The organism is Pseudoduganella sp. GW821-FHT05F09, assembly GCF_059419605.1.
Genome location: NZ_JBWKSD010000002.1, coordinates 306,268 through 331,082, shown reverse-complemented (window position 1 = coordinate 331,082; position 24,815 = coordinate 306,268). Strand labels below are relative to the sequence as shown.

Sequence of the window (24,815 nt, the reverse complement as noted above, 5' to 3'; positions counted from 1 at the left end):
CGGCGCTGCGCTCAAGCCGGTGATCCGACGCCGTCCTCTGATTTTCCGGCCGCCACTTCACGTATAATCAACCCTTTGCACCAGCCAGCAACTTAACCAATACGACATGAAATCATCTGAAATCCGCGAGAAGTTCCTTAAATTCTTCGAGTCCAAGGGTCACACGATCGTCCGTTCCAGCCCGCTGGTGCCAGGCAATGACCCGACCATGCTGCTGACCAACTCCGGCATGGTTCAATTCAAGGACGTGTTCCTGGGTCTGGACAGCCGCCCGTATTCGCGCGCCACCACCGTGCAGCGCTGCGTGCGCGCCGGCGGCAAGCACAACGACCTGGAAAACGTCGGCTACACCGCGCGCCACCACACCTTCTTCGAAATGCTGGGCAACTTCAGCTTCGGCGACTACTTCAAGCGCGACGCCATCAACTACGCCTGGGAGCTGCTGACCAAGGTCTACATGCTGCCGGCCGACAAGCTGACCGTCACCGTCTACATCGAGGACGACGAAGCCTACGACATCTGGGCCAACGAGATCGGCGTGCCGAAAGAGCGCATCATCCGCATCGGCGACAACAAGGGCGCGCGCTACGCGTCGGACAACTTCTGGCAGATGGCCGACGTCGGCCCATGCGGCCCGTGCACCGAGATCTTCTACGACCACGGCGCCGACATCTGGGGCGGCCCTCCGGGCTCGCCGGACGAAGACGGCGACCGCTTCATTGAAATCTGGAACCTGGTGTTCATGCAGTTCAACCGCGACGAAGCGGGCAATATGAACAAGCTGCCGAAGCCGTGCGTGGACACCGGCATGGGCATGGAGCGCCTGGCCGCCGTGCTGCAGCACGTGCACAGCAACTATGAAATCGACCTGTTCCAGAACCTGATCAAGGCCGCCGCGCGCGAAACCGGCGCCACCGACCTGGAATCGAAATCGCTGCGCGTGATCGCCGACCACATCCGCGCCGCCTCCTTCCTGATCGTCGACGGCATCATCCCCGGCTCGGAAGGCCACGGCTACGTGCTGCGCCGCATCATCCGCCGCGCGCTACGCCACGGCCACAAGCTGGGCCAGACCAAGCCCTTCTTCTACAAGCTGGTGGCCGACCTGAACACCGAGATGGGCACCGCCTATCCCGAGCTGAACGAAGCCGCCGCCCGCGTGGCCCAGGTGCTGAAAGCCGAGGAAGAGCGTTTCGGCGAAACGCTGGAACACGGCATGAAGATCCTGGAAGCGCAGCTGGCCAAGGACGCGAAAAACCTGGACGGCGCCACCGCCTTCACGCTGTACGACACCTACGGCTTCCCGCTGGACCTGACCGCCGACATCTGCCGCGAACGCGAAGTGACGCTGGACGAGGCCGGCTTCCACGCCGCCATGGAGCAGCAGAAGAAGACCGCGCGCGCGGCCGGCAAGTTCAAGATGGCCGCCAACGTGGAATACAGCGGCGAGAAGACCAAGTTCGTCGGCTACGACAGCCTGAACCACGCGGACGCCAAAGTGATCGCCCTGTACGCCAACGGCGCGCCGGTGCAGGAACTGAAAGCGGGCGAGCAGGGCATCGTGGTGCTGGACACCACGCCGTTCTATGCTGAATCGGGCGGCCAGGTGGGCGACCAGGGCGTGATCGCCACCGCCTCCGCGCAGTTCGACGTGGAAGACACGCTGAAGATCCAGGCGGACGTGTTCGGCCAGCACGGCGTGCTGTCCAAGGGCACGCTGAAAGTGGGCGACGCCGTTTCGGCGCAGGTGGACACCGCCAGCCGCGGCCGCACCATCCGCAACCACTCGGCCACCCACCTGATGCACAAAGCCCTGCGCGAAGTGCTGGGTTCGCACGTGTCGCAGAAGGGCTCGCTGGTCGATCCGGACAAAGCCCGTTTCGACTTCAGCCACAACGCATCGCTGACGGCCGAGGAAATCGCCAAGGTGGAAGCCATTGTGAACGCCGAGATCCTGGCCAACGCGGCCACCCAGTCGCACAATATGTCCTTCGACGACGCGGTCAAGCACGGCGCCATGGCGCTGTTCGGCGAGAAGTACGGCGACGAAGTGCGCGTGATGGACATCGGCTCCTCCAAAGAGCTGTGCGGCGGCGTGCACGTGAACCGCACCGGCGACATCGGCCTGTTCAAGATCGTGTCGGAAGGCGGCGTAGCAGCCGGCATCCGCCGCGTGGAAGCGGTGACGGGCGAGGGCGCGCTGGCGCTGGTGCAGGGCCTGACCCGCAAGCTGGGCGAAGCCGCTGCCGTGCTGAAGGCCAATCCGGACGAGCTGACCGTGAAGATCGCGGCCGTGCAGGACCACGTCAAGGCGCTGGAGAAGGAACTGGCCGCGCTGAAATCGAAGCTGGCTTCCGGCCAGGGCGACGAACTGGCCACCCAGGCCGTGGAAATCAAGGGCATCAAGGTGCTGGCGGCAACGCTGGAAGGCGCCGACGTGGCCACCCTGCGCGAGACCATGGACAAGCTGAAGGACAAGCTGAAAACCGCCGCCATCGTGCTGGCCAGCGTGGCCGACGGCAAGGTTTCCCTGATCGCCGGCGTGACTGCGGATGCAACTTCCAAGGTCAAGGCGGGCGAACTTGTGAACTTTGTTGCACAGCAAGTGGGCGGAAAAGGTGGCGGACGCCCCGATATGGCGCAGGCCGGCGGCACCGATGCTGCAGCCCTGCCGGGCGCCTTGGCGGGCGTTGCCGCCTGGGTGGAACAGCGCGCCTGAGAGTGAAAAGCAAGCAAGCATGCGGTCCGCGCGCAAGCGCGGACTGTTAATTTAATGACTTCTCTCGTTGTGAACTTGCAACGAGAGAGGAACTATTTTGGTGCACCGCGTCACAATCGCCGAATTGGAGTAGACTGTGCAGAACTGGTCAACCAATTTGCGGGATTTTGATGAGCGACACCCTAGTTGATACCGAAATCATGGAATTTCAAAAAGAACTCGATGCACGGGGTCTGAACTGCCCGTTGCCGATTCTGAAGGCGAAAAAGGCCCTGGCTGAACTGCAGAGTGGCGAAGTGCTGCGCATCATGGCGACCGACCCCGGTTCCGTGCGCGACTTCCAGGCGTTCGCCAAGCAAACGGGCAATGCGCTGCTGTCGCACGCGCAGTACGGAACGGAATTTGTCTTTTTGATGCAACGCAAGTAAGCTAGCAGTTCTTCACAGCGGGGAGCCGGGCTGGCTCCCTGGTCGGCAGGCACTCCACGATTTGATGCGAAGGTTGGAAATTAGACGATTTCTACTACCAAAAAAACGCACGATCGTGCTTTAATTCAGCCTGATGATGGAATTTCTCATATAATCTAGCCCACATATCAGTTCACACTTTATTAATTTTCCCAAAGGCAGAGCTATGAAAGTCTTGGTACCCGTCAAACGCGTGGTCGACTACAACGTCAAGGTGCGCGTCAAATCCGACGGCACTGGCGTCGATATCGCCAACGTCAAAATGTCGATGAACCCGTTCGACGAGATCGCGCTGGAAGAAGCGACCCGCCTGAAAGAAGCCGGCAAGGTCACCGAAGTGGTGGCGGTGTCCTGCGGTGTGACCCAGTGCCAGGAAACCCTGCGCACCGGCATGGCGATCGGCGCGGACCGCGGCATCCTGGTGGAGACCGCGACCGAACTGGAACCGCTGGCCGTGGCCAAGCTGCTCAAAGCGCTGGTCGACAAGGAACAGCCGCAGCTGGTCATCCTGGGCAAGCAGGCCATCGACGACGACTCCAACCAGACCGGCCAGATGCTGGCGGCCCTGCTGGGCTGGCCGCAAGCGACCTTCGCCTCGAAAGTGGTGCTGGAAGACGGCAAAGCCACCGTGACCCGCGAAGTGGACGGCGGCCTGGAAACGCTGGCGCTGACGCTGCCGGCCATCATCACCACCGACCTGCGCCTGAACGAGCCGCGCTATGTCACGCTGCCTAACATCATGAAGGCGAAGAAGAAGCCGCTGGACGTGGTCAAGCCGGAAGACCTGGGCGTCGACGTGACCCCGCGCCTGAAAACCCTGAAAGTTGCCGAGCCAGCCAAGCGCTCCGCCGGCATCAAAGTGCCGGACGTTGCAACCCTGGTCGCAAAACTGCGCACCGAAGCCAAAGTCATCTAAAGGATATTCAACATGGTCGCATTAGTTATTGCTGAACACGACAACGCTAGCCTGAAGGGCAGCACCCACCACACCATCACCGCGGCTGCCCAGTGCGGCGGCGACGTGCACGTGCTGGTGGCAGGCTCCAACGCCGCCGCCGCCGCTGCGCAAGCCGCGCAGATCGCCGGCGTGTCCAAAGTGCTGCTGGCCGACGCCGCCCACTTCGCCGACGGCCTGGCCGAGAACGTGGCCGAGCAGGTGCTGGCCGTTGCCGCCGCCTACTCGCACATCCTGGCGCCAGCCACCGCCTACGGCAAGAACATCCTGCCGCGCGTGGCCGCCAAGCTGGACGTGGCCCAGATCTCGGAAATCACCAAGGTCGATTCGCCGGATACCTTCGAGCGTCCTATCTACGCCGGCAACGCGATCGCCACCGTGCAGTCGTCGGACAAAGTCAAAGTCATCACCGTGCGCACCACCGGTTTCGACTCGGCTGCCGCCACCGGCGGTTCGGCCGCCACCGAAACCATCGCCGCTGTTGGCGATTCGGGCAAGTCGGCCTTCGTCGGCCGCGAGCTGGCCAAGTCCGACCGTCCCGAGCTGACCGCCGCCAAGATCATCGTGTCCGGCGGCCGTGGCATGGGTTCGGGCGAAGCGTTCAAGATCCTGGAACCGCTGGCCGACAAGCTGGGCGCGGCCATGGGCGCCTCGCGCGCCGCCGTGGACGCGGGCTTCGTGCCGAACGACTGGCAAGTGGGCCAGACCGGCAAGATCGTGGCGCCGTCGCTGTACATCGCGGTCGGCATCTCCGGCGCGATCCAGCACCTGGCCGGCATGAAAGACTCGAAGACCATCGTCGCCATCAACAAGGATCCTGAAGCGCCGATCTTCTCCGTGGCCGACTACGGCATCGTGGGCGATCTGTTCGACATCGTGCCTGAACTGGTCAAAGAACTGGGTTAATCAAAGCGGAAGTACCGAGGCCACGCTGGCAAGGCAATGCGCCGCCGCGTGGCCTTTTTCTTGGAGAGAAGAAGATGAGCTATCAAGCCCCCCTGAAAGACATGCTGTTCGTGATGAACGAACTGGCCAACCTGCAAGGCGTGAGCCAGCTGCCCGGCTGCGAGGACGCCAGCCCGGAAACGGCGGAAGCCGTGCTGGAAGAAAGCGCGAAATTCGTCGCGGGCGAAATCGCGCCGCTGAACCACGCCGGCGACAAGGAGCCGAGCTACTGGAAGGACGGCAACGTCTTCACCTCCAAGGGTTTCAAGGAAGCGTTCAAGCAGTTCGCCGAGGCGGGCTGGCAAGGCCTGCAGCATCCGGCCGACTTCGGCGGCCAGGGCCTGCCCAAGCTGGTCGGCACGCCATGCGTGGAGATGCTGCACGGCGCCAACCTGGCGTTCGCGCTGGTGGCGCTGCTGTCGGACGGCGCCATCGAAGCGCTGCTGACCGCGGGCAGCGACGAAATGAAGGCGACCTATCTGGAGCCGCTGGTGACCGGAAAATGGACCGGCACCATGAACCTGACCGAACCACAAGCCGGTTCCGACCTGGCCGCCGTGCGCACCCGCGCCGTGCCGCAGGACGACGGCACCTACAAGATTTTCGGCACCAAGATCTTCATCACCTACGGCGAGCACGACATGGCCGAGAACATCATCCACCTGGTGCTGGCGCGCACGCCGAATGCGCCGGAAGGGGTGAAGGGCATCTCGCTGTTCATCGTGCCCAAGTTCATGGTCAACGCCGACGGCTCGCTGGGCGCGCGCAACGACGCGCACTGCGTGTCGATCGAACACAAGCTGGGCATCAAGGCCAGCCCCACCGCCGTGCTGCAGTTCGGCGACAACGGCGGCGCCATCGGCACGCTGGTGGGCGAAGAGAACCGCGGCCTGGAATACATGTTCATCATGATGAACGCGGCCCGCTTCGGCGTCGGCATGCAGGGCATCGGCCTGTCCGAGAACGCCTACCAGCAGGCGGTGGCCTTCGCCAAGGACCGCGTGCAGTCGCGCGACCTGGCCGGTTCCGCCGGCCCGGTGTCCATCATCCACCATCCGGACGTGCGCCGCCTGCTGATGAATATGCGCTCGCAGACGGAAGCGGCGCGTGCGCTGGCCTACGTCGGCGCCGCGCTGTACGACGCGGCCCACCACCACGCCGACGCGGCCACCCGCGCCGAGAACCAGGCCGTGTATGAATACCTGGTGCCGATTATCAAAGGCTGGTCCACCGAGCTGTCGCAGGACGTGGCGCGCGACGGCGTGCAGGTGCACGGCGGCATGGGCTTCATCGAGGAAACCGGCGCGGCGCAGCACTACCGCGACGCCAAGATCCTGACCATCTACGAAGGCACGACCGCCATCCAGGCCAACGATCTGGTCGGCCGCAAGACCGTGCGCGACGGCGGCAAAGTCGCCAAAGGCCTGATCGCGCAAGTGCGCGCCACGGAAGCCGAGCTGGCCAAGCTGGACGGCGCTGACTTCGCGGCCATCCGCAAGCACCTGGCGCAAGGCGCGGCCGACCTGGAAGCGGTGGTCGAGTATGTGGCCGGCAATATGAAGACCGACATCAAGGCCGTGTTCGCGGGCAGCGTGACCTATCTGAAGCTGGCCGGCATCGTGCTGGGCGGCTGGCAGATGGCGCGCGCCGCCGTGATCTCGCAGCAGAAGCTGGACGCCGGCGACAGCGACGCCAGCTTCTACCGCGCCAAGATCGTCACCGCGCGCTTCTTCGCCGACCACTTCCTGACGCAATCGTCCGGCATGCGCACCGCCATCATCGACGGCAGCGCCGGCGTGCTGGCGCTGAGCGAAGACCAGTTCTAAGCGTCCCCGCCCCGGCGGGATGGCGCATTGGAAAGGCAGCCCCGGCTGCCTTTTTTTTCGCCTGCCGTTGACCCGCGCCAAAGTGCGCGTCGCACAGTCCAGCGGCGACCGCTGGATGGCGCTGCGCATGCAGGTCTACGTTGGCTTGCTGTACCAGGACCTGGTCAAACGGCGCAGGCTTGGGCGTAACGGCAAGCTGCCGCCGGTGCTGCCCATTGTGCTGTACGCCGGCGAGCGTCCCTGGCGCGCCAGCAAGTCTGTTTCCGGACTGGTGCTCGCTCCGCCTGCGGGACTGGAATGGTTGCAGCCGGAGCGGACAGCCTGTCGAGCTGGATTTCGCGCTGGATGCGGCATAAGCTGAAACGGAAACGGCCGTCGGCGCCGGAGGAGCACATGATGAAGCATGAGGCTGAAGATAAGGAATTCGATTCCCCAGAGGAGTGCCTGTTCAATGAGCTGATAAATGGGCGCAAGGAAGGCAGGGAGGAAGGCAGGGAGGAGGGAGCTCGTGCCCTGCTGCTGCGTTTGCTGGCGCGTCAGGCGCCCCAAATTCCAGAGGCTTGGGCGCAGCGTATCGATCAGGCCGGGCAGGCGGAACTGGAATGCTGGCTGGAGCGCCTGTACGACGGCGCGCCGCCAGCGAAATTGTTTGACGCGCCGGCAGCTTGAGGCCGGCGACGGAAACTGGTTAGAATGGGGATCGCCTTTCTGGAGCGGTCCCATGGAACTGTCCACGCTTGCCCTGTTTGTGCCCGCCTGCTTTGCGCTGAATATGGCGCCCGGGCCGAATAATCTTTTATCCATCAGCAATGCCACGCGTTACGGCTTCCGGCGCGCCTGCGCCGCCGGGGCGGGGCGCTTGCTGGCCTTCGGCGGCATGATTGCGCTGGCGTCGGCCGGGCTGGCGGCGGTGCTGCATACGTCGGAGCTGCTGTTTTACGGCATCAAGACGGTGGGCGCGGCCTATCTGTTCTACCTGGCCTTCCAGCTGTGGCGCGCGGCGCCGGGCGCGCAGGCGGAATCGGCTGCGCCCGATGTGGGGCTGATGCAGCTGGCGCGGCAGGAGTTCCTGGTCGCGGCGGGCAATCCGAAAGCCATCCTGATTTTCACGGCCTTCCTGCCGCAGTTCGTCAATCCGGCACTAGCCATGGCGGCGCAGTTCGCCGTGCTGGGCGCCTTGTTCCTGGTGCTGGAGATGGCGGCGATTGCCGTCTATGCGTGGATGGGTGTGCACTTGCGGCGCTGGTTCGCGCAGCCGCGCGGCAAGCGCATCTTCAACCGGGGCTGCGCCGGCCTGCTGGCCGGCGCTGGCCTCGGCCTGCTGCTGTCGCGCCGCGCCTAGCCAGGCACGGCGCAGAGGCATGCTTAGCGGCGCACGATGGTGCCGTTGGCGCTGCGGACCAGGTCGCCGTTCGCGTAGCCCGGGTCCTTGTCGAAGCTGAACTCGCCCTGGGTGCCGTTGTCGTACTGGACTTTCACGTTCCAGGCCTTGGTGCTCTTGACGTGTTCTTCCACCTTGTTGCCGGCGTAGGCGCCGCCGGCCGCGCCGGCGATGGTGGCCAGCTTGCGGCCGCTGCCGCCGCCCACCTGGTTGCCCAGCAGGGCGCCCGCCACGCCGCCGGCGATCACGCCGACCGCGCTGCCTTCGCCTTTTTTCTCGACCACATTGACCGCCACCACGCGGCCGCAGTCATTGCAGGCGGCCGGCTTGGCGCCGGCGTTCTTCAGCTCGGCCTTGGCGCCTGCCAGCGCCTTGTCGTATTCGGTTTTTGCATCGCGCTGGCACTGCATGCGCGCGCTCGAGCTGCTTTCTTCGGCGCACAGCTTTTTGTCTTCCGCGTAGCGCGTGGCGGCCTGCTTGGTGTCGGCCGCGTATTGTGCCTTGGTGTAGGGCTGGGCGGACACGGCGGTTGCCATGCCGGCCAGCATCAAGGACAGGGTGAGGGCGCGTACATTCATTTCATTCTCCGGTGACTGGTTTATTTCTCCAGTATAACCGTTGAGAATAGCTTTACAGCAATTATGCGACCGTATCGTGCGCTACCGCATTGCGGCCGGCCTGCTTGGCCCGGTACAGCGCCGCGTCGGCGCGCGCCACCAGCGCGGACGGGGTTTCGTCCGCGTCCAGCGCGGCCACGCCGAAGGAACAGGTCTTGCGGCCCACCTCGGGGAAGTCGGCCGCGCCGATGCGCAGGCGCAGCATGTCGGCCAGCGCGCGTGCGCCGTCGAGCTCGGTTTGCGGGCAGATCACCATGAATTCCTCGCCGCCCCAGCGGCCCACGCTGTCGATGCTGCGCGCGCCGCTGCGCAGGATGGCGGCCACCGCCGCCAGCACGCGGTCGCCGGCCGGGTGGCCGTAGCTGTCGTTGGTCTGCTTGAAGTGGTCGATGTCGAGCAGGATCACGGCCAGGCCGCCGCCGTAGCGCTGCACGCGCTCCACCTCGTGGCCCAGCACCTCGTCCAGCTTGCGCCGGTTGTGCAGGCCGGTCAGCATGTCGGTGCTGGCCACGCGCTGCAGCTCGCTGGTGCGCTCGGCCACCTGCGACTCCAGCGTGTGGTTCATTTGCTTGAGTTCGGCATACAGCGCGGCGTTCTCGGCCACGGATTTGCGCAGGGTGTCGGCCATCTGGTTCAGCTTGTCGGTCAGCTGGTGCAGCTCGTGCTCACCCTTGTCTTTCAGCACGAAGTGGCGGTTGCCGATGTTGTCGATATTCAGCTGGCCGACGAATTCGCTCATCTGGCGCAGCGGCTGGCCCAGCGTGCGCTTGATCACGTACAGGAAGATGAACCACAGCGCCAGCGTCTTGATGACGGAGTTCACCAGGATCAGGAAGAAGCCGTAGGCCACCTGGCGCACCACCACCTGCTGGCTGGAGTAGATGGTCCAGCGCCCGACCTGGTGGCGTTCGCCGGCTTCGTCCACGTAGACGGCGGGGAAGCTGTGGCTGAAGATATGGTCGAACAGCAGCGCCGGCGCGGCGGCCGGCACCAGCTCGCCGTTTGGTCCGGCTTCCATGCGGCGCCCCTGCGCGTCGTCCACGGTGCCGATGGCGCGCATCAGCTTGCCTTGCTCGTCCTCGACCTTGACGCCGATGACGATGGGCAGCGCCTTCACGCCGGTGACGATGCTGGCCAGCACTTCGCCGTTGAAGCGCCACAGCGCGCCGGTGATGCCGGGGCCGAAGGTGTGCTCCATGGCGCCGATTTCCTCGGACAGGCGCTGCTGCGTGTGGCGGTACTCGGCGGCCAGCTGCGCGCAGGTGACCACCAGCGTGACGATGAAGTAGCAGCCGAAGATGATGCGCAGCAGGCGCGCCGCCAGATTGCTTTTCATTCGGATTTCAGGATCTGGGTGGGGTAGATGGCGCGGATGATGCGCAGCGACTCCTCGTCGGACCAGCGTTCCACGATGGCGCGGTAGCGCGCCGTGCCGCGCTGCGCGTGCAGCACCGCGTTCACCTTGGCCACCACCTGCTTGCCCCATTCGGTGCGCGGGCACATCACGCGGTTGACGGTCGGTTCGCCATGCTCGCGGATGGGAATGGCGGCCAGTTCGCCGTCGCGGCCCAGCTGGCGCGCCGAGTAGGTGCTGATGATGGGCAGTTCGAGCAGATAGTCCAGGCGCCGCGCCAGCAGCATCTGCAGCGCCTCGTTGAACTCGGAATGGTACTGGCGGTTGGCCTGCTGCTCCAGCAGCGCGTTGATCTGCGGCGAGAAGGAGCGCCCGCGCAGATAGCTGGTGCGCACGCCGTCGCGCGCCATCAGCTCGGCCAGCGAGATGGCGCCGCCCGGACCGGCGAACTCGGCCAGGCGGTCGCGCCGCACCACCACCTTAAACGGCAGGAACAGCGCCACCGGGGCGGAGAAATACGCCAGCGCCTCGCGCTCCGGGTTCTTCACGCCGCCGATAAAGCACCAGGGATTGCCGTTCTTGATCTCCTGGAAGATGCGCGGGAAGGGCGCTTGCACGTCCTTGTGCTCGTAGCCGGGCATTTCCTCCTTGAGCAGCACGCGGATCTGGTCGAAGATGCCCTGGCCCTTGTCGGGACCCTCGGCGATCATATACGGGGCGGCATTGAACCAGCCCCAGTTCAGGCGGTCGGCGGCCAGGGCCGGGGTGGTGGCGGCGGTGGCGCAAAGTGCGCCGCACAGCAGGGCGGTAAGGCGAAACGTCATGTGGCGAAGGCGGTGAAGGCGGGGTCAGCCGTAGGCGCCCCCAGTGTACAGCAAGTCAAACAGCCGGGATATCGTGGCGATCAGGCTGCCGCAGCCCACCAGCATGGTCGCCACCAGGATCACGGCCAGCGGCCAGCGCGTTTCCGAGCTGCGGCCGGAGCCGGGGTTGAAGGTGGCGTCCCACTTCTCGTCGGACATCAAACCCAGCACCAGCGCCTGCAGGAAGCCCGCCAGCATGGACAAGAACAGGGGCAGCAGCTTGTAGTAAATGTCCGCCTGCGGCGCGGCCGCCATCACCAGGCCGACGGCGGGCAGGCTGCACGCCTGCACCCAGCCCCATGTATCGTTTACGCCACGCAGGTAGAAGCGGTGGGCGCCCAGGCCGCCCAGCAGGAAGGCCAGCAGGGTGGCAAAAGTCTTGTTCTTATGCTTAGTAGTCATGAAGTGGCGGCAAAAACGGCGGAACGGCCAGTATCGGTCAAAATGCGCGCGCGGCCCAGCCCTTTTTAAAGACAATGCTTGCCCTGCTGGACAGACTGGGGGATAATCTTCGATTGCCCCAAACCCACCCCAATTGTTATTAATGCTTGCTGGAGGATGAGAAAGCGCGCTATAATTTGCGGCTTTTTCCGTCTCAGCACACTTTTTGGAAATATTATGGTCGTTATTCGTTTAGCTCGTGGAGGCGCCAAGAAGCGCCCATTCTTCAACATCGTTGCAACCGACTCGCGCAATCGCCGCGATGGCCGTTTCATCGAGCGCGTTGGCTTCTACAACCCAATGGCTTCGGGTCAAGAAGTGCCGTTCCGCATTACCGAAGACCGTCTGGCTCACTGGATCGGCGTCGGCGCTCAGCTGTCCCCAGCCGTAGCTCGCCTGGTTGCTTCGAACAAGAAAGCCGCCTAATTCGGCGTACAGGTTTTGGCAGATATAAAGGCATCCGGGGTGCAACTCCCCGACGATCTGGTGCAAGTGGGCTTTGTCTCCGGCGCCTATGGCGTAGCTGGTGGAATCCGGGTTCGCCCCTTTTCCGACGACGCGGATGCCTTGTTGCATGCCCAGACCTGGTGGCTGGATAAACCCAGCCTGCACGAAGTAAATGTGCGCCGTGCGAAACTGCACGGCGGCGACGTCGTGACCCAGCTGGACGGTCTGACCGACCGGGATCTCGCGGAGGCGCTGAAAGGCACCGGCGTGTACATCCCGCGCAGCCAGTTCCCCAAGCTGGACGACGGCGAGTTTTACTGGTCCGACCTGATCGGACTGGCAGTAGAGAATTTGCAGGGTGAAGCCCTGGGTGTCGTCGCCGACATGATGAGCAATGGTCCGCAGTCGATACTGCGCATCACCGCTCCGGTCAGCGCGGAATCCGGCGACGCCGAGTCCGCGGCGCAAGAGCGCCTGATTCCATTTGTTGAGCAGTTCATCATCACGGTGGACAAGGAAGCGAAAAAGATCACGGTGGACTGGGGCCTGGATTACTGATCCACGCACTTAGGACAATTCGCCTGTATGCAATTTGACGTCGTAACGCTGTTCCCGGAAATGTTTGCCGCGCTGACGCAATCGGGCGTGACCCGCCGTGCGTTCGAGCAGCAGAAGTGGAATTTGTCGCTGTGGAATCCGCGCGACTTCACCACCGACAATCACCGCACCGTGGATGACCGCCCCTATGGCGGCGGCCCCGGCATGGTGATGCTGGCCAAGCCGCTGGAGGCCGCGATTGCAGCCGCCAAGCAGCGCCAGGTGGATGCCGGCCTGCCGGCGCCGCGCGTGGTGTTCATGTCGCCGCAAGGCAAGCAGCTGACCCACGAACGCGTGATGCAGCTGAAAGCCGAACCCGGCCTGGTGATACTGTGCGGCCGCTACGAAGCGGTGGACCAGCGCCTGATCGACCGTTGCGTCGATGAGGAAATCAGCCTGGGCGACTTTGTGCTGTCGGGCGGCGAATTGCCGGCCATGGCATTGATGGACGCGGTGGTGCGCCTGCTGCCGGGCGCGCTGAACACCGAAGCGTCGGCGGTCGAAGACAGCTTTGTCAACGGCCTGCTCGATTCGCCGCACTACACGCGGCCGGTGAGTTACGAAGGCGAGGATGTGCCTGCGGTCCTGATGGGCGGCAACCACGCCGAGATCGAAAAATGGCGCCGCCAGCGCATGCTGGAAGCGACCGCGCGCAAGCGCCCCGATTTAGTGCCGAAGGCGCGCGCAGCAGGCTTGCTGACGCGCCAGGACGAGAAATTTTTGGCCGGTTTAGAAAAACCGGCACTGTAGTAAAGACGAGAGGCATGTCGCCTCTTTGTTTAACCCCATCCTCTACCGGGTTTAGTACGCGCCGGCATGATGGTAATTGGAGTCATTAAATGAACCTGATTCAACAACTCGAGCAAGAAGAAATTGCTCGCCTGGGCAAAAACATCCCTGAATTTGCACCTGGCGACACCGTGATCGTCAACGTCAACGTAGTCGAAGGCACCCGCAAGCGCGCCCAGGCATACGAAGGCGTAGTCATCTCCCGTCGTAACCGTGGCCTGAACTCGAACTTCATCGTTCGCAAGATCTCGTCCGGCGAAGGCGTTGAGCGTACCTTCCAGCTGTACTCCCCGCTGATCGCTTCGATCGAAGTGAAACGCCGCGGTGACGTACGTCGCGCCAAGCTGTACTACCTGCGCGACCGTTCGGGCAAATCGGCACGTATCAAAGAAAAACTGCCAAACCGTCGCCCAGCAGCGGCAAAAGCAAGCGCTTAATCGCGTTTGGGTTTGGGGCAGGGGCGCCTGGGTGGCGTCCCTTCAAAAGGGCGCCGCTGGCGCCCTTTCGCTATTTGGAGGTGGCATGGCCAAGCTATTGTTCGACCCGCAGCAACTCCCCATCGACGCCATACCCGGCGAGCCCGCCGTGCCGGCCGAGCGCCTGGAGGCCGGCTGGCTGCGCGCGCGCTTCGCCGCGCCGCCGCTGTGGACCCCGGAAGACGCCGAAACCAGCTTCACGCCGCAGGCCGCGCCCAAGCCAGCCGCCGTGCTGGTGCCGCTGGTGCAGCGCCCGGAGGGCCTGAGCCTGCTGCTCACGCAGCGCACCGAACACCTGAGCAGCCACGCCGGCCAGATCAGCTTTCCCGGCGGCCGCGCCGAAGAGTACGACGCCAGCCCGGCCGACACCGCCTTGCGCGAGGCCGAGGAGGAGATCGGCCTGGACCGCCGCCACGCCGAAGTGATCGGCGCCTTGCCGGTCTATTACACCGGCACCAACTACAGCGTGACCCCGGTGGTGGCCTTGCTGCGCCCGCCGTTCGAGCTGCGCGCCGACCCCGGCGAAGTGGCGGAAATCTTCGAAGTGCCGCTGGCCTTCCTGATGGACGGCCGTAACCACCAGCGCCTGTCGGCCGAGCTGGCCAGCGGGCGGCGCAGCTTCTACGCCATGCCCTACCAGCGCTACTACATCTGGGGCGCCACCGCCGGCATGCTGCGCAACCTGTTCCACTTCTTGAGAGCGTGACGTAATCGCTAATAAGTTTGATTCCGGCGCGCCGCTGCGCTATCGTAGCGGGCATTGCGGCAATGCCAATCTTAAGGACGTTTAATGACTTTTCTTTCCATTCTTTGCGCGCTGCTGATCGAGCAGATGAAGCCCCTGCGGGCGGATAATCCCATCTACGCCGAGATCAAGAGCCTGGCCGTGCGCATGGAAGCGTGGTTCAACGCGGGCGACTCCAAGCATGGCCGCATGGGCTGGTTCCTGATGATGTTCAGCCTGATGGCGCCGACCATGCTGATCTACTGGGTGCTGCTGCGCTACGACTGGTTCCTGGCCGCCTTCGCATGGAATGTGCTGATCGTCTACCTGACGCTGGGCTTCCGCCACTACAGCCACTATTTCACCTCCATCCAGCTGGCCCTGAACGCGGGCGACGAGGCGGCCGCGCGCGCGCTGCTGGCCGAATGGACCAAGCTCGACACGGTGGGCATGGAGGCCGGCGAAATCTCGCGCATCGCCGTGGAAAAAGCGCTGATCACCACGCACCGCAATGTGTTCGGCGTGTTCTTCTGGTTCCTGATGCCGCTCGGCCCGGCCGGCGCGGTGCTGTACCGCGTGTCCGAATACCTGGCGCGCGCCTGGACCGAACCGGAGCACATGCGCAACGAAGCCTTCGGCGAATTCGCCACCAAGGCCTTCTACTGGATAGACTGGATCCCGGTGCGCCTGACCGCCGTGGCCTTCGCCGTGGTGGGCAATTTCGAGGACGCCATCTACGCCTGGCGCAACTTCGCCCACCGCTGGGCGGACGAGGCGCGCGGCATCATCCTGGCCGCCGGCGGCGGCGCCATGGGCGTGCGCCTGGGCACGCCGCACGAGAACGCGGCGCGCGTGCTGCCCGCCGACGCGGCCGTGGTCGACAGCTCGGACATGGAATCCGACGCGCTGCCGGGCGAAGAACCGGGCGTGCGCGCCCTGCAGAGCACCGTGGGCCTGGTCTGGCGCGCGCTGCTGCTGTGGATGATGCTGCTGCTGTTGCTTTCCGGCGCAGTCTGGCTGGGCTAAGGGGCGCTGAAAGAAAACCGACAGCCGGAACGGGTTACAATGTCGGGATTGGCGGTCGCGGACCATACAGCGCGGCCGCCAATGCGTGTTTCAAATCAAGTACTTACCTCCTTAGGTCTTCTATAAGATATAATACCTAGGATTTTTCACGCATCCAGGTCCCGCGAGTATCTATGGCCGAGTCAGCTCAATCCCCCAAAGAACTGGCCAACGAGTTCTTTATCCTTGGCATCACCGCCGATGGCAGGCAATTCCGTCCCAGCGACTGGGCCGACCGCCTGTGCGGCGTCATGTCGTGCTTCCGTCCGGAAGGCACCAGCGGCCGAGATTCGCATCTCGGTTATTCCACTTTTGTGCGCCCGACCCATATCAATGGCGTCAAGGCGGTGGTGGTGAACGAAGCGCTGCGGGACTTCGAACCGATGGCCTACCATTTCGTTCTCAATTTCGCCAAGGACAACGGCTTGCAGGTGGTGGACGCCTGCTTCCTGCCCCTGCCGGGAGAAAAATAAGCGTAGGATAGGGCTCTCATTCACTTGCCAGCCCTGCGAACGCTTATGCATTTTTCCAAGTCCGGTTACGCCATTACACTGCTGCTGTGCAGCGCCTCCCTGCTTCCCGCCGCCGGCGCCGCCGCCGCGCCGGCCGCCGTCCCGGTCAAAGGCCCTTCGGTCGAGGGCATCACCGAATACCGGCTGCCGAACGGCCTGAAAGTGCTGCTATTCCCGGACGCCTCCAAGCCCACCGTCACCGTCAACGTCACCTACCTGGTCGGCTCGCGCCACGAGAACTACGGCGAGACCGGCATGGCCCACCTGCTTGAGCACATGCTGTTCAAGGGCGCGCCGAAAAACCGCAGCATACCCCAGCAGTTCGCCGACCGCGGCATGGAGTACAACGGTACCACGTCCTACGACCGCACCAACTACTACGAAGTGTTCCAGGCCGGCGGCGACAACCTGAAATGGGCGCTCGACATGGAAGCGGACCGCATGGTCAATTCCTTCGTCGCCAAAAAGGACCTGGACTCGGAAATGACGGTGGTGCGCAACGAGTACGAGAGCGGCGAGAACAGCCCCTTCGAGGTGCTGCTCAAGCGCATGCAGAGCGTGGCCTACGACTGGCACAGCTACGGCCGCTCCACCATAGGCAACCGCAGCGACATCGAGAACGTCAAGATCGAGAACCTGCAGGCCTTCTACCGCACCTACTACCAGCCGGACAACGCAGTGCTGCTGGTGGCCGGCAAGTTCGACCCGGCGCAAACGCTGGCGTGGATTTCGAAGTCCTTCGGCGCGATACCGAAACCGAAGCGCAAGCTGCCGCCTTTCTGGACCGTGGAGCCTACGCAGGACGGCGAGCGCGCCTTCACCGTGCGCCGCAAGGGCGATATCCAGATCGTGGCGCTGGGCTACAAGATCCCGGCCGCGCTGCATGACGACAGCGACGCGCTGGCCTTCATGTCCGAAATCCTGAACGACACGCCGAACGGCCGCCTGCACAAGGCGCTGGTGGAAACCGGCAAGGCCGCGCAGGTGTTCAGCTTTGGACAGACCGGCTATGCGCCGGGCCTGCAACTGATAGGCGCCGTGGTGAAAGCCGGCCAGCCCATGGAGCCGGTGCGCGAGGAACTGATCGCGGCGGTGGAGGGCTTTGCCAAAACGCCGCCTACCGAGGACGAAATGGAGCGTGTGCGGCGCAACGTCGGCAACAGCATAGAGAAGGCCTTGAACGACCCGCAGAAGGTGGGCGTGGCGCTGTCCGAACAGATCGCGCTGGGCGACTGGCGCCTGCTGTTCCTGGGCCGCGACAGCCTGGCCAAAGTGACGCCGCAGCAGGTGGCCAAGGCCGCCGCGCACTATCTGCGGCGCGACAACCGCACCGTCGGCAGCTTCCTGCCCGAGGACGAGCCGCAGCGCGCCGAAATCACCGCCGCGCCGTCCATCGAGAAAGTGATGCAGGACTTCAAGGGCAAGGAAAACACGCTGGTGTCCGAGGTGTTCGACCCCAGCCAGGCCAACATCCTGAAACGCACCGAGCTGAAAACCATAGGCGGCCTGAAAGTGGCGCTGCTGCCGAAGAAGAACCGGGGCGAGACCGTGTCGGTCGACCTGCGCCTGCACTGGGGCGACGAGAAGAACCAGTTCGGCAAGGCCACGGTTGCCGCCGCCGTCAACCACATGCTCACGCGCGGCACCAGCAAGTACAGCCGCGCGCAGCTGGCGGACGCGATGGAAAAGCTGAAGATGTCCGGCAGCGTGTACCGCTTCGACACCACGCGCAGCCACCTGGCGGAGGCGCTGCGCCTGGCCGCGCACGTGCTCAAGGAGCCGGCCTTCGACGCGGGAGAATTCGAGCAGCTGCGCCAGCAATGGCTGGTGGGCGTGGAAGCGTCGCGCAACGAGCCGCAGGTGCTGGCCACCACGGAACTGGCCAGGCACTACAACAACTATCCCAAGGGCGACGTGCGCTACGCGCTGAACACGGACGAGCAGATTGAAGCCATCAAGGCGCTCACGCTGGACCAGCTGAAGGCCTACCACCGTGAATTCTACGGCGCCTCGCACGGCGAGCTGGCCGTGGTGGGGGACTTCGATTCGCCGGCCCTGCAGGCGGTGGTGGCCGAGGAGTTCGGCAACTGGGCCAGCAAGCCCGATTACGCGCGCATCCTCAGCGTCAACGTCGAGCGCCCGGCCCTGCACAAGGTGATCAACGCGCCGGACAAGGAGAACGGCTTCTACGCGGCTCAGGTGAACATCGACATGAACACCGAAGATGCGGACTTCGTGGCGCTGGAACTGGCCAACTACATCCTCGGCGAAGGCGGCCTGAAGTCGCGCCTGATGGACCGTATCCGGCAGAAGGACGGCCTGTCCTACGGCGGCGGCTCCAGCCTGACGGTGAGCGACGTGGACCGCGCCAGCAACCTGGGCATCTCGGCCATCGCCGCGCCGCAGAACCTGAAGAAGCTGGAGCAGGCCATCCACGAGGAAGTGGCGCGCGCGCTGAAGGACGGCTTCACGGCGGCGGAAGTGGCGGGCGCCAAGTCCGGCATGCTGCAGCAGCGCATCCAGAACCGCTCGCAGGACAATGTGCTGGCCGGCGGCTGGGCCAACTTCCTGTACCTGAACCGCACCTATGCGTGGAGCCAGGCCTACGAAGACAAGCTCAAGGCACTCACGCCGGCGCAGGTGAACGCGGCCTTCCGCAAGGCGGTGGACCTGAACAAGCTGAGCGTGGTGATCGCGGGCGACCAGGCCAAGGCCAAGTAAGCCGCCGGCTTAAGGTGTGCTCAGCTCGGCGACAAAGTCGTACATATCGCCCCTGAAATAGGAGCGGCAGAATTCCACGGCGCGGCCGTCGCGCAGGAAGCCGAGCCGCTCCACCGCCAGCCCGGCATCTCCCTCCTTCGCCTGCAGCAGCGCGGCCTGCTCGCCGGTGAGCAGCAGCGCGCTCAGGCGCTGCAAGGCGCGCACCGGGCGGTTGCCGGCCAGCTCCAGCGCCTCGTACATCGATACGTCCACCGCGTCCAGCGAGGGCAGGGCGTCCGCCACGATGGTGGCGTATTCCAGGCACATGGGCATATCGTCCGCATAGCGGATGCGGTTGAAGCGGTACACGGGCGCGCCCGGACTGAGCCGCAGCCGCAGCGCTTCCTCCGGCGTCACCGTCCCCTCCGAACGCTTCAGCCACACGCTGCGCGGCGTGCGTCCGCGCGAGCGCATGTCCTCCGAAAAAGAGGTCAGCTTGGCGAAGTTCTTCTCTATCCGCGTGTTGATGAAATTGCCCGAGCCGGCGCGCCGCACCAGCAGCCCCTCGTCCACCAGGCCGTCGATGGCCTTGCGCACCGTGATGCGGGAAACCGACAGGTCGTTGGCCAGCTGGCGTTCCGCCGGCAGGGCTTCGTCCGGCCCGAACAGGCGCTTGTCTATCGCTTCGCGCAGCGCGCGCTGCAACTGCTGGTACAGGGGCTGGCTACTGGTTTGCCCCAGGTGCTGCATGATCTGCGCAAGCGATGTCATGTCTTCCGTCCCCGTGTATTGGTGCCTTTTTATGCGATCCGATAATACCAAAAAAAGACCGGCACGCTAGCGGTTTGCATCGCGGTACGACCGGTACAGAGGGAGATAGCGCTATCTCGGGTGGAATATTGGCAAAGTGGTCTGTGTGGCTTAAACAACATGTGAAAAAAATACGAAAATTGGTAGTACTCTGGTATTGGATGGTTGTATATTGGCGTTGAATTGGTTTTGTAAGTGGTTGCATAGAGGGATCTGCGGGGTGTCGCGGGGAGCGCGGCGGTCCGCAAGAGGATCTACTTAAAACGGACGGGCCTTCGACGAAGGCCCCAATCAAGGGGGAGTACATGAAGCGCAATTTGACACCGATCGCCACTGCGGTCGCCATCCTGATCACCAGCACCGCCGCCATGGCCCAGGATGCATCCAAGTCGCCCGACGCGGTCGTGACCGTGACCGGCGTGCGTGCCGCATTGGCGCAGTCGATCAACCAGAAGCGTAACGCCGACTCGCTGGTGGAGGTGATCACCGCCGAAGACGTGGGCAAGATGCCGGACAAGAGCGTCGCCGACTCGCTGCAGCGCGTACCTGGCGTGTCCGTCGCCACCGCCGGCGGCGCCGAAGGCGGCTTCGGCGAGAACGACCGCGTCAGCCTGAAGGGCACGCCGTCCAACCTGACCCTGACCACGCTGAACGGCCACACCGTCTCCAGCGGCGACTGGTACATCTCCAACATCACCGGTGGCGGCCGTTCGGTCAGCTACTCGATGTTCCCGTCCGAACTGATCGGCCGCGTGACCGTGCACAAGAGCGCGCAAGCCAACCTGACCGAAGGCGGCGCCGCCGGTAACGTGGACATCGAAACCCGCAAGCCGCTGAGCTTCAAGAAGCCGCTGACCCTGATGGGTTCCATCGAAGGCGCCTACGGCGACGCGGCCAAGAAGACCGACCTGCAGGTCAGCGCGCTGGCCAACTGGAAGAACGACGCCAACAACGTCGGCGTATTGGTGCAAGTGTTCGACGAGAAGCGCACGCTGCGCCGCATGGGCCAGGAATTCCTCTGGTGGGACAAGCTGACCAAGGGCTTCGCACCGGACTGGATCGCCAAAAATCCTGAAGTCGAAAACAAATACCTGTCCATGCTGACCGGCTCCTCGCTGTTCCAGCAGAAGCGCGAACGCAAGGGCGGCATGGTGGACGTGGAAGTGAAGGTCAACAGCGACTTCAGCTTCGACATCAGCGGCCTGTACACCCGCCTGGACGCGGACAACGTCAACGCCAACTTCATGCTGGCGCCATACCAACCGCTGTCGAACAACTGGTCCGGCGTGGGCGGCGTGGTGCCGTCGGCGTACACCATCTCGGGCAACCAGATCACGTCGATCACCTTCCCGAAAACCTGCCCGGTCGCCAGCTGCGCCAATATGGGTCCGTCGGTACAGGACATCATCGCCCGTCCCGGCTCGTTCAGCGATTCGAAGTTCGTCAACGTGGACTGGAAATACCGCGTCAGCGACGACCTGAAAATCACCGGCCAGATCGGCACCACGCGCGGCACCGGCTATGCGCGCGACTACGGCTACGAAGCCTGGCTGGCCTACTCGGGCACCAGCCTGACCATGCACGGCCTGGACGCACCGGCCACCGTCACCGTGGACAACGCCGGCACCTTCAACCCGCGCACCGGCGCCGATTTCTTCGGCGGCTGGGCATCGGACACCACCGCCAAGGACAAGGAAACCTACGGCCAGGTGGACGGCACCTACAAGACCCCATGGGACGTGGTGCCGACCATCCGCATGGGCCTGCGCACCGCCAAGCATGACCGCCAGCTGACCTGGCTGGCCGGCACCGTGGCGCCTGCGGGTTCGCTGCTGGCCAACCGCCCAACCGGCCTGACGACCTACCCAACCAGCCCGCTGGACAACGTGCTGCAGAACCCATGGACCTTCACCGCCGATTCGATGAAGGAATGGGGCGACAAGTACGTGAAGTTCGACAGCCATTCGTACCAGAACGAGTTCACCATCGCCGAGAAAGCGCATGCCGCCTACGCGATGGGTGACCTGAACCTGGGCGCGGTCACCGGTAACGTCGGCGTGCGTTTCGTGAAGACGGAAATCAACGTGGCCAACGGCTCGCCGAACACGGTATGGAATCCGGTTTACACCTCGAAGACCTACAACGACTTCCTGCCCAGCCTGAACCTGCGCACCGACCTGGCCAGCAACGTGGTGCTGCGCGGCGCTGCCAGCCGCACGCTGGCGCGTCCGGACTTCGGCGCACTCGGTTCGCTGAGCCTGAACGACCTGACCTTCTCGGGCACCGGCGGCAATCCCAACCTGAAGCCGATCTACTCGAACAACGTGGATGCGGGCATCGAGTGGTACTTCATGCCGAAGTCGCTGATCGCCATGAGCGTGTATGACATGCACCTGGGCTCCTACGTGACCTTCGGTTCGTCGGTGGCGCAGTTCTTCAACCAGTCCACGCACTCGGTCACCAACTACAATATGAGCTCGGCCCTGAACACCAAGGCCCGCGTGAAAGGCGTAGAGCTGCAGTACTCGCAGGACCTGGGCAACGGCTTCGGCGCCAGCGTGAACTACACCTACGCGGACGGCAAGGAAACCGGCAAGGCGCCTAAATCGGCCTGCGCGGACCTGGGCGATTGCAGCATGATCGGCACCTCGAAGAACTCGTACAACGCCAGCGTGTTCTATGAGAACGACAAGTTCAGCGCACGCGTGAACTACAGCTTCCGCTCGGCCTTCCTGAATGGCCTGGACCGTAACAGCGCGATCTACCAGGACGACGTAGGCACCGTATCGCTGGCGCTGAACTACAACCTGACCGAGAACCTGACGCTGTCGTTCGAAGGCAAGGACCTGAACGATCCGCTGCTGAAGTCCTACGCCACCACCAAGGACCAGCCGCGCGCCTTCTACAAGAACGGCAAGCAGTTCTTCCTGGGCGTGCGCGGCAAGATGTAATGCCGGCTGAAGTCTGACGCAATACAGGGCAGGGCTTCTTCGGAGGCCCTGCTTTTTTTCTTATTGGAGCAGGAATGCATTTTCTGACTAAAACGGCGCTGCTGGCGGGCGCGCTGCTCGGTTCCGCGCAGGCGGCTGAGCCTTCGCCGCGCGTGGTCTACAGCCCCTACAAGCACCTGGCGATGCACAACGACCCCGCCAGCAACGTCATCACCGTGGCGCCGGACGGCAAGCGCGTGCCCTACATAGGCCACAGCAAGCAGACGCTGACCTGGGCCTTCGCCAGCGGGGAGTGCGGCGAGGAGAACTGGGGCGGCCAGCCGGCGCAGGCGGTGGCGGACGCGAACGTATCCGCTTTCGCAGCGGCCGGCGTGGACTACATCATTTCCACCGGCGGGCAGGGCAATGTGTTCACCTGCGGCAGTGACGAAGGCATGGAGCGTTTCATCAAGCGCTACGAATCACCGCAGCTGATCGGCATTGATTTCGATATCGAAGCGGGGCAGACCAGGGCGCAGGTGGACTCGCTGGTGCAGCGCATCGCGGCGGCGCAGGCGCGGCGCCCGCAGCTGCGCTTCAGCTTTACCGTCGCCACGCATGCCGCGTCGGACGGCAGCCGCCGCAGCCTGAACGAGATGGCGGAGACCGTGCTGGACGCGGTGCGCCGCAGCGGCCTGAAAGACTATGCGCTGAACATCATGGTGATGGACTACGGCCCTGCCGCGAAAGACGTGTGCGTCGTGCGCAAGGGCCGCTGCGACATGGGCGCCTCGGCGCTGCAGGCCGCGCGCAATGTGCATGAGAAGTACAAGCTGCCGTACAGCCAGATCGAACTGACCGCCATGATAGGCGTGAACGACGTGGTGGAAAACGTCTTCACCATGGCCGACATGGAGGCGATGGCGCGCGGCGCGCGCAAGCTGAAGCTGGCCGGGCTGCATTTCTGGTCGGTGGACCGCGACAGGCCGTGCCGCACCGAGGTGAAGGGCGCGGACGCCGCCTGCAGCGGCATGCCCGGCATACCGCCCGGCGCCTACGCGCGCGCGCTGGAGGCCGGCAAGTGAGCGGAACGGCAAACCGCTACCTGTCGCTGGACGTGCTGCGCGGCCTGACCGTCGCGCTGATGATCATCGTGAACACGCCGGGCGACTGGAACACCGTGTTCGCGCCGCTGCTGCACGCACAATGGCACGGCTTCACGCCCACGGACTGGGTCTTCCCCACTTTCCTGTTCGTGGTCGGCAATGCGCTCAGTTTCGCGCTGCCCAAGTACGCGCGGATGGGCAACGGCGCGGTGCTGGCCAAGGTGGGCAAGCGCAGCGCCATCATCTTCCTGCTCGGCTTCCTGCTGTTCTGGTTCCCCTTCGTGGCGGTGGACGGCGCGGGCAACTGGGGCCTGATTCCGCTGTCCGGCACGCGCATTCCCGGCGTGCTGCAGCGCATCGCCCTGTGCTTCGGCCTGGCCACGCTGATCCTGCATTTCTGGAAAGAGAAGGGCGCACTGGCCTACAGCGTGCTGGCGCTGCTCGGCTACTGGCTGGTGCTGGCGCTGTGCGGCGACTACACGCTCACCGGCAACGCGCCCGCGAAGTTCGACCTGTGGCTGCTGGGCGAGCGCCACCTGTACCACGGCGAAGGACTGCCGTTCGACCCGGAAGGCATGCTGGGCACGATTCCCGCGACCGTCAACGTCATCGCGGGCTACTTCGCGGGCAGGCTGATACTGGCCAAGGGCGCCAGCTACGAAACGCTGGCCAGGCTGATGATGGCGGGCGTGGCGTGCGCAGGCGCGGCGCTGTGCTGGGACCTTGTTTTCCCCATCAACAAGAAGCTGTGGACCAGCTCCTACGTGCTGTACACGATAGGCCTGGACCTGCTGGTGCTGCCGCTGCTGATCTACGTGATCGAGATGCGCGGCCGGCGCGGCTGGACCTACTTCTTCGAAGTATTCGGCAAGAACACCTTGTTCATCTATTTGCTGTCCGAGCTGGCGGTGGTGGTTTTGGTGAAGACGCAGGCAGGCAAGGGCAACGGCTACGACTGGCTCTATGCGCACACCTTCCAGTCCCTGGCGCCGCCCAAGGCGGCGTCGCTGCTGTTTGCTGTGAGCTTCATGCTGGCCTGCTGGGCGGTGGGCTACGCGATGGACCGCCGCAGGATCTACGTCAAGGTCTAG

General features: G+C 64.2%; 24 protein-coding genes. 19 read left to right on the top strand and 5 right to left on the bottom strand.

Going from position 1 to position 24,815, the window contains the following annotated elements; all coding sequences use genetic code 11:
* The first annotated feature begins 106 nt into the window (after positions 1 to 106).
* The 8 genes from alaS to AC07S4_RS06635 all read left to right on the top strand — a co-directional run bounded on the left by alaS (position 107) and on the right by AC07S4_RS06635 (position 8,254).
* Positions 107 to 2,719, top strand: coding sequence for an alanine--tRNA ligase (gene alaS / locus AC07S4_RS06670; protein ID WP_494985887.1), 2,613 nt, complete (start codon positions 107 to 109; stop codon positions 2,717 to 2,719).
* Between the two features lie 200 nt (positions 2,720 to 2,919).
* Positions 2,920 to 3,147, top strand: a complete 228-nt coding sequence (locus tag AC07S4_RS06665) for a sulfurtransferase TusA family protein (protein ID WP_056403241.1) — start codon at positions 2,920 to 2,922, stop codon at positions 3,145 to 3,147.
* 205 nt (positions 3,148 to 3,352) lie between these two features.
* A complete protein-coding gene (locus AC07S4_RS06660; RefSeq protein WP_494985886.1) occupies positions 3,353 to 4,102 on the top strand; it encodes an electron transfer flavoprotein subunit beta/FixA family protein in 750 nt (249 codons plus the stop codon).
* 12 nt (positions 4,103 to 4,114) lie between these two features.
* Positions 4,115 to 5,047 (top strand): electron transfer flavoprotein subunit alpha/FixB family protein, encoded by a 933-nt coding sequence (locus AC07S4_RS06655; protein WP_494985885.1) that lies wholly within the window; start codon positions 4,115 to 4,117, stop codon positions 5,045 to 5,047.
* Positions 5,048 to 5,121: 74 nt separating this feature from the next.
* Positions 5,122 to 6,912 (top strand): acyl-CoA dehydrogenase, encoded by a 1,791-nt coding sequence (locus tag AC07S4_RS06650; RefSeq protein WP_494985884.1) that lies wholly within the window; start codon positions 5,122 to 5,124, stop codon positions 6,910 to 6,912.
* A 19-nt stretch (positions 6,913 to 6,931) separates the two neighbouring features.
* Positions 6,932 to 7,273 (top strand): Rpn family recombination-promoting nuclease/putative transposase, encoded by a 342-nt coding sequence (locus AC07S4_RS06645; RefSeq protein WP_494985883.1) that lies wholly within the window; start codon positions 6,932 to 6,934, stop codon positions 7,271 to 7,273.
* A gap of 32 nt (positions 7,274 to 7,305) precedes the next feature.
* On the top strand, positions 7,306 to 7,581 hold the full coding sequence (locus tag AC07S4_RS06640; RefSeq protein WP_494985882.1) for a hypothetical protein: 276 nt from the start codon (positions 7,306 to 7,308) through the stop codon (positions 7,579 to 7,581).
* A 52-nt stretch (positions 7,582 to 7,633) separates the two neighbouring features.
* Positions 7,634 to 8,254 carry a LysE family translocator gene (locus AC07S4_RS06635; RefSeq protein WP_494985881.1) on the top strand — a complete coding sequence of 207 codons (621 nt, stop codon included), beginning with the start codon at positions 7,634 to 7,636 and terminating at the stop codon, positions 8,252 to 8,254.
* Between the two features lie 23 nt (positions 8,255 to 8,277).
* On the opposite strand, the gene AC07S4_RS06630 is transcribed toward AC07S4_RS06635, so the two are convergent.
* From AC07S4_RS06630 to AC07S4_RS06615, 4 genes are all read right to left on the bottom strand, one after another.
* Complete coding sequence (locus AC07S4_RS06630; RefSeq protein WP_494985880.1) at positions 8,278 to 8,871, bottom strand: outer membrane lipoprotein; 594 nt, start codon at positions 8,869 to 8,871, stop codon at positions 8,278 to 8,280.
* Positions 8,872 to 8,932: 61 nt separating this feature from the next.
* Positions 8,933 to 10,246 carry a GGDEF domain-containing protein gene (locus tag AC07S4_RS06625; RefSeq protein WP_494985879.1) on the bottom strand — a complete coding sequence of 438 codons (1,314 nt, stop codon included), beginning with the start codon at positions 10,244 to 10,246 and terminating at the stop codon, positions 8,933 to 8,935.
* Complete coding sequence (locus AC07S4_RS06620) at positions 10,243 to 11,088, bottom strand: TIGR02285 family protein (RefSeq protein ID WP_494985878.1); 846 nt, start codon at positions 11,086 to 11,088, stop codon at positions 10,243 to 10,245. Before AC07S4_RS06620 ends, AC07S4_RS06625 begins: the two co-directional genes overlap by 4 nt.
* 24 nt (positions 11,089 to 11,112) lie before the next feature.
* Positions 11,113 to 11,529 (bottom strand): NINE protein, encoded by a 417-nt coding sequence (locus AC07S4_RS06615; RefSeq protein WP_494985877.1) that lies wholly within the window; start codon positions 11,527 to 11,529, stop codon positions 11,113 to 11,115.
* Positions 11,530 to 11,745: 216 nt separating this feature from the next.
* Here AC07S4_RS06615 and rpsP point away from each other — a divergent pair, with 216 nt between their 5' ends.
* The 8 genes from rpsP to AC07S4_RS06575 all read left to right on the top strand — a co-directional run bounded on the left by rpsP (position 11,746) and on the right by AC07S4_RS06575 (position 18,899).
* The gene (gene rpsP / locus AC07S4_RS06610; protein ID WP_494985876.1) at positions 11,746 to 11,994 is read left to right on the top strand and encodes a 30S ribosomal protein S16; all 249 of its coding nucleotides are present in this window, start codon (positions 11,746 to 11,748) and stop codon (positions 11,992 to 11,994) included.
* Positions 11,995 to 12,033: 39 nt separating this feature from the next.
* Positions 12,034 to 12,573 carry a ribosome maturation factor RimM gene (gene rimM / locus AC07S4_RS06605; RefSeq protein WP_494985875.1) on the top strand — a complete coding sequence of 180 codons (540 nt, stop codon included), beginning with the start codon at positions 12,034 to 12,036 and terminating at the stop codon, positions 12,571 to 12,573.
* Positions 12,574 to 12,600: 27 nt separating this feature from the next.
* Positions 12,601 to 13,362: a tRNA (guanosine(37)-N1)-methyltransferase TrmD gene (gene trmD / locus AC07S4_RS06600; protein ID WP_494985874.1), complete on the top strand. Its 762-nt coding sequence runs from the start codon at positions 12,601 to 12,603 to the stop codon at positions 13,360 to 13,362.
* A gap of 89 nt (positions 13,363 to 13,451) precedes the next feature.
* Positions 13,452 to 13,838, top strand: a complete 387-nt coding sequence (gene rplS / locus AC07S4_RS06595; RefSeq protein ID WP_056403202.1) for a 50S ribosomal protein L19 — start codon at positions 13,452 to 13,454, stop codon at positions 13,836 to 13,838.
* A gap of 85 nt (positions 13,839 to 13,923) precedes the next feature.
* Entirely contained in the window at positions 13,924 to 14,583 is a 660-nt protein-coding gene (locus tag AC07S4_RS06590; RefSeq protein WP_494985873.1) for a CoA pyrophosphatase, read from the top strand.
* An 84-nt stretch (positions 14,584 to 14,667) separates the two neighbouring features.
* Positions 14,668 to 15,627 carry a CobD/CbiB family protein gene (locus AC07S4_RS06585; RefSeq protein ID WP_494985872.1) on the top strand — a complete coding sequence of 320 codons (960 nt, stop codon included), beginning with the start codon at positions 14,668 to 14,670 and terminating at the stop codon, positions 15,625 to 15,627.
* 173 nt (positions 15,628 to 15,800) lie between these two features.
* The gene (locus AC07S4_RS06580; RefSeq protein ID WP_056403193.1) at positions 15,801 to 16,139 is read left to right on the top strand and encodes a DUF3579 domain-containing protein; all 339 of its coding nucleotides are present in this window, start codon (positions 15,801 to 15,803) and stop codon (positions 16,137 to 16,139) included.
* A gap of 45 nt (positions 16,140 to 16,184) precedes the next feature.
* The gene (locus tag AC07S4_RS06575; RefSeq protein WP_494985871.1) at positions 16,185 to 18,899 is read left to right on the top strand and encodes a M16 family metallopeptidase; all 2,715 of its coding nucleotides are present in this window, start codon (positions 16,185 to 16,187) and stop codon (positions 18,897 to 18,899) included.
* 9 nt (positions 18,900 to 18,908) lie between these two features.
* On the opposite strand, the gene AC07S4_RS06570 is transcribed toward AC07S4_RS06575, so the two are convergent.
* Positions 18,909 to 19,649: a GntR family transcriptional regulator gene (locus tag AC07S4_RS06570; RefSeq protein ID WP_494985870.1), complete on the bottom strand. Its 741-nt coding sequence runs from the start codon at positions 19,647 to 19,649 to the stop codon at positions 18,909 to 18,911.
* A gap of 344 nt (positions 19,650 to 19,993) precedes the next feature.
* Here AC07S4_RS06570 and AC07S4_RS06565 point away from each other — a divergent pair, with 344 nt between their 5' ends.
* The 3 genes from AC07S4_RS06565 to AC07S4_RS06555 all read left to right on the top strand — a co-directional run bounded on the left by AC07S4_RS06565 (position 19,994) and on the right by AC07S4_RS06555 (position 24,815).
* Positions 19,994 to 22,639 carry a TonB-dependent receptor gene (locus tag AC07S4_RS06565; RefSeq protein ID WP_494985869.1) on the top strand — a complete coding sequence of 882 codons (2,646 nt, stop codon included), beginning with the start codon at positions 19,994 to 19,996 and terminating at the stop codon, positions 22,637 to 22,639.
* A gap of 74 nt (positions 22,640 to 22,713) precedes the next feature.
* Positions 22,714 to 23,703, top strand: a complete 990-nt coding sequence (locus tag AC07S4_RS06560; RefSeq protein ID WP_494985868.1) for a glycoside hydrolase family 18 protein — start codon at positions 22,714 to 22,716, stop codon at positions 23,701 to 23,703.
* On the top strand, positions 23,700 to 24,815 hold the full coding sequence (locus tag AC07S4_RS06555; RefSeq protein WP_494985867.1) for an acyltransferase family protein: 1,116 nt from the start codon (positions 23,700 to 23,702) through the stop codon (positions 24,813 to 24,815). Before AC07S4_RS06560 ends, AC07S4_RS06555 begins: the two co-directional genes overlap by 4 nt.

What these genes read in the sequence shown, in the direction of transcription:
- AC07S4_RS06575 (WP_494985871.1), top strand. Translation starts at nt 16,185, where the DNA reads ATGCATTTTTCCAAGTCCGGTTACGCCATTACACTGCTGCTGTGCAGC.
- AC07S4_RS06655 (WP_494985885.1), top strand. Translation starts at nt 4,115, where the DNA reads ATGGTCGCATTAGTTATTGCTGAACACGACAACGCTAGCCTGAAGGGC.
- AC07S4_RS06640 (WP_494985882.1), top strand. Translation starts at nt 7,306, where the DNA reads ATGATGAAGCATGAGGCTGAAGATAAGGAATTCGATTCCCCAGAGGAG.
- AC07S4_RS06560 (WP_494985868.1), top strand. Translation starts at nt 22,714, where the DNA reads ATGCATTTTCTGACTAAAACGGCGCTGCTGGCGGGCGCGCTGCTCGGT.
- AC07S4_RS06585 (WP_494985872.1), top strand. Translation starts at nt 14,668, where the DNA reads ATGACTTTTCTTTCCATTCTTTGCGCGCTGCTGATCGAGCAGATGAAG.
- AC07S4_RS06645 (WP_494985883.1), top strand. Translation starts at nt 6,932, where the DNA reads ATGGCGCATTGGAAAGGCAGCCCCGGCTGCCTTTTTTTTCGCCTGCCG.
- AC07S4_RS06590 (WP_494985873.1), top strand. Translation starts at nt 13,924, where the DNA reads ATGGCCAAGCTATTGTTCGACCCGCAGCAACTCCCCATCGACGCCATA.
- AC07S4_RS06615 (WP_494985877.1), bottom strand. Translation starts at nt 11,529, where the DNA reads ATGACTACTAAGCATAAGAACAAGACTTTTGCCACCCTGCTGGCCTTC.
- AC07S4_RS06620 (WP_494985878.1), bottom strand. Translation starts at nt 11,088, where the DNA reads ATGACGTTTCGCCTTACCGCCCTGCTGTGCGGCGCACTTTGCGCCACC.
- AC07S4_RS06625 (WP_494985879.1), bottom strand. Translation starts at nt 10,246, where the DNA reads ATGAAAAGCAATCTGGCGGCGCGCCTGCTGCGCATCATCTTCGGCTGC.
- AC07S4_RS06650 (WP_494985884.1), top strand. Translation starts at nt 5,122, where the DNA reads ATGAGCTATCAAGCCCCCCTGAAAGACATGCTGTTCGTGATGAACGAA.
- alaS (WP_494985887.1), top strand. Translation starts at nt 107, where the DNA reads ATGAAATCATCTGAAATCCGCGAGAAGTTCCTTAAATTCTTCGAGTCC.
- AC07S4_RS06580 (WP_056403193.1), top strand. Translation starts at nt 15,801, where the DNA reads ATGGCCGAGTCAGCTCAATCCCCCAAAGAACTGGCCAACGAGTTCTTT.
- AC07S4_RS06570 (WP_494985870.1), bottom strand. Translation starts at nt 19,649, where the DNA reads ATGACATCGCTTGCGCAGATCATGCAGCACCTGGGGCAAACCAGTAGC.
- trmD (WP_494985874.1), top strand. Translation starts at nt 12,601, where the DNA reads ATGCAATTTGACGTCGTAACGCTGTTCCCGGAAATGTTTGCCGCGCTG.
- AC07S4_RS06565 (WP_494985869.1), top strand. Translation starts at nt 19,994, where the DNA reads ATGAAGCGCAATTTGACACCGATCGCCACTGCGGTCGCCATCCTGATC.
- AC07S4_RS06660 (WP_494985886.1), top strand. Translation starts at nt 3,353, where the DNA reads ATGAAAGTCTTGGTACCCGTCAAACGCGTGGTCGACTACAACGTCAAG.
- rpsP (WP_494985876.1), top strand. Translation starts at nt 11,746, where the DNA reads ATGGTCGTTATTCGTTTAGCTCGTGGAGGCGCCAAGAAGCGCCCATTC.
- AC07S4_RS06635 (WP_494985881.1), top strand. Translation starts at nt 7,634, where the DNA reads ATGGAACTGTCCACGCTTGCCCTGTTTGTGCCCGCCTGCTTTGCGCTG.
- AC07S4_RS06630 (WP_494985880.1), bottom strand. Translation starts at nt 8,871, where the DNA reads ATGAATGTACGCGCCCTCACCCTGTCCTTGATGCTGGCCGGCATGGCA.
- rplS (WP_056403202.1), top strand. Translation starts at nt 13,452, where the DNA reads ATGAACCTGATTCAACAACTCGAGCAAGAAGAAATTGCTCGCCTGGGC.
- AC07S4_RS06665 (WP_056403241.1), top strand. Translation starts at nt 2,920, where the DNA reads ATGGAATTTCAAAAAGAACTCGATGCACGGGGTCTGAACTGCCCGTTG.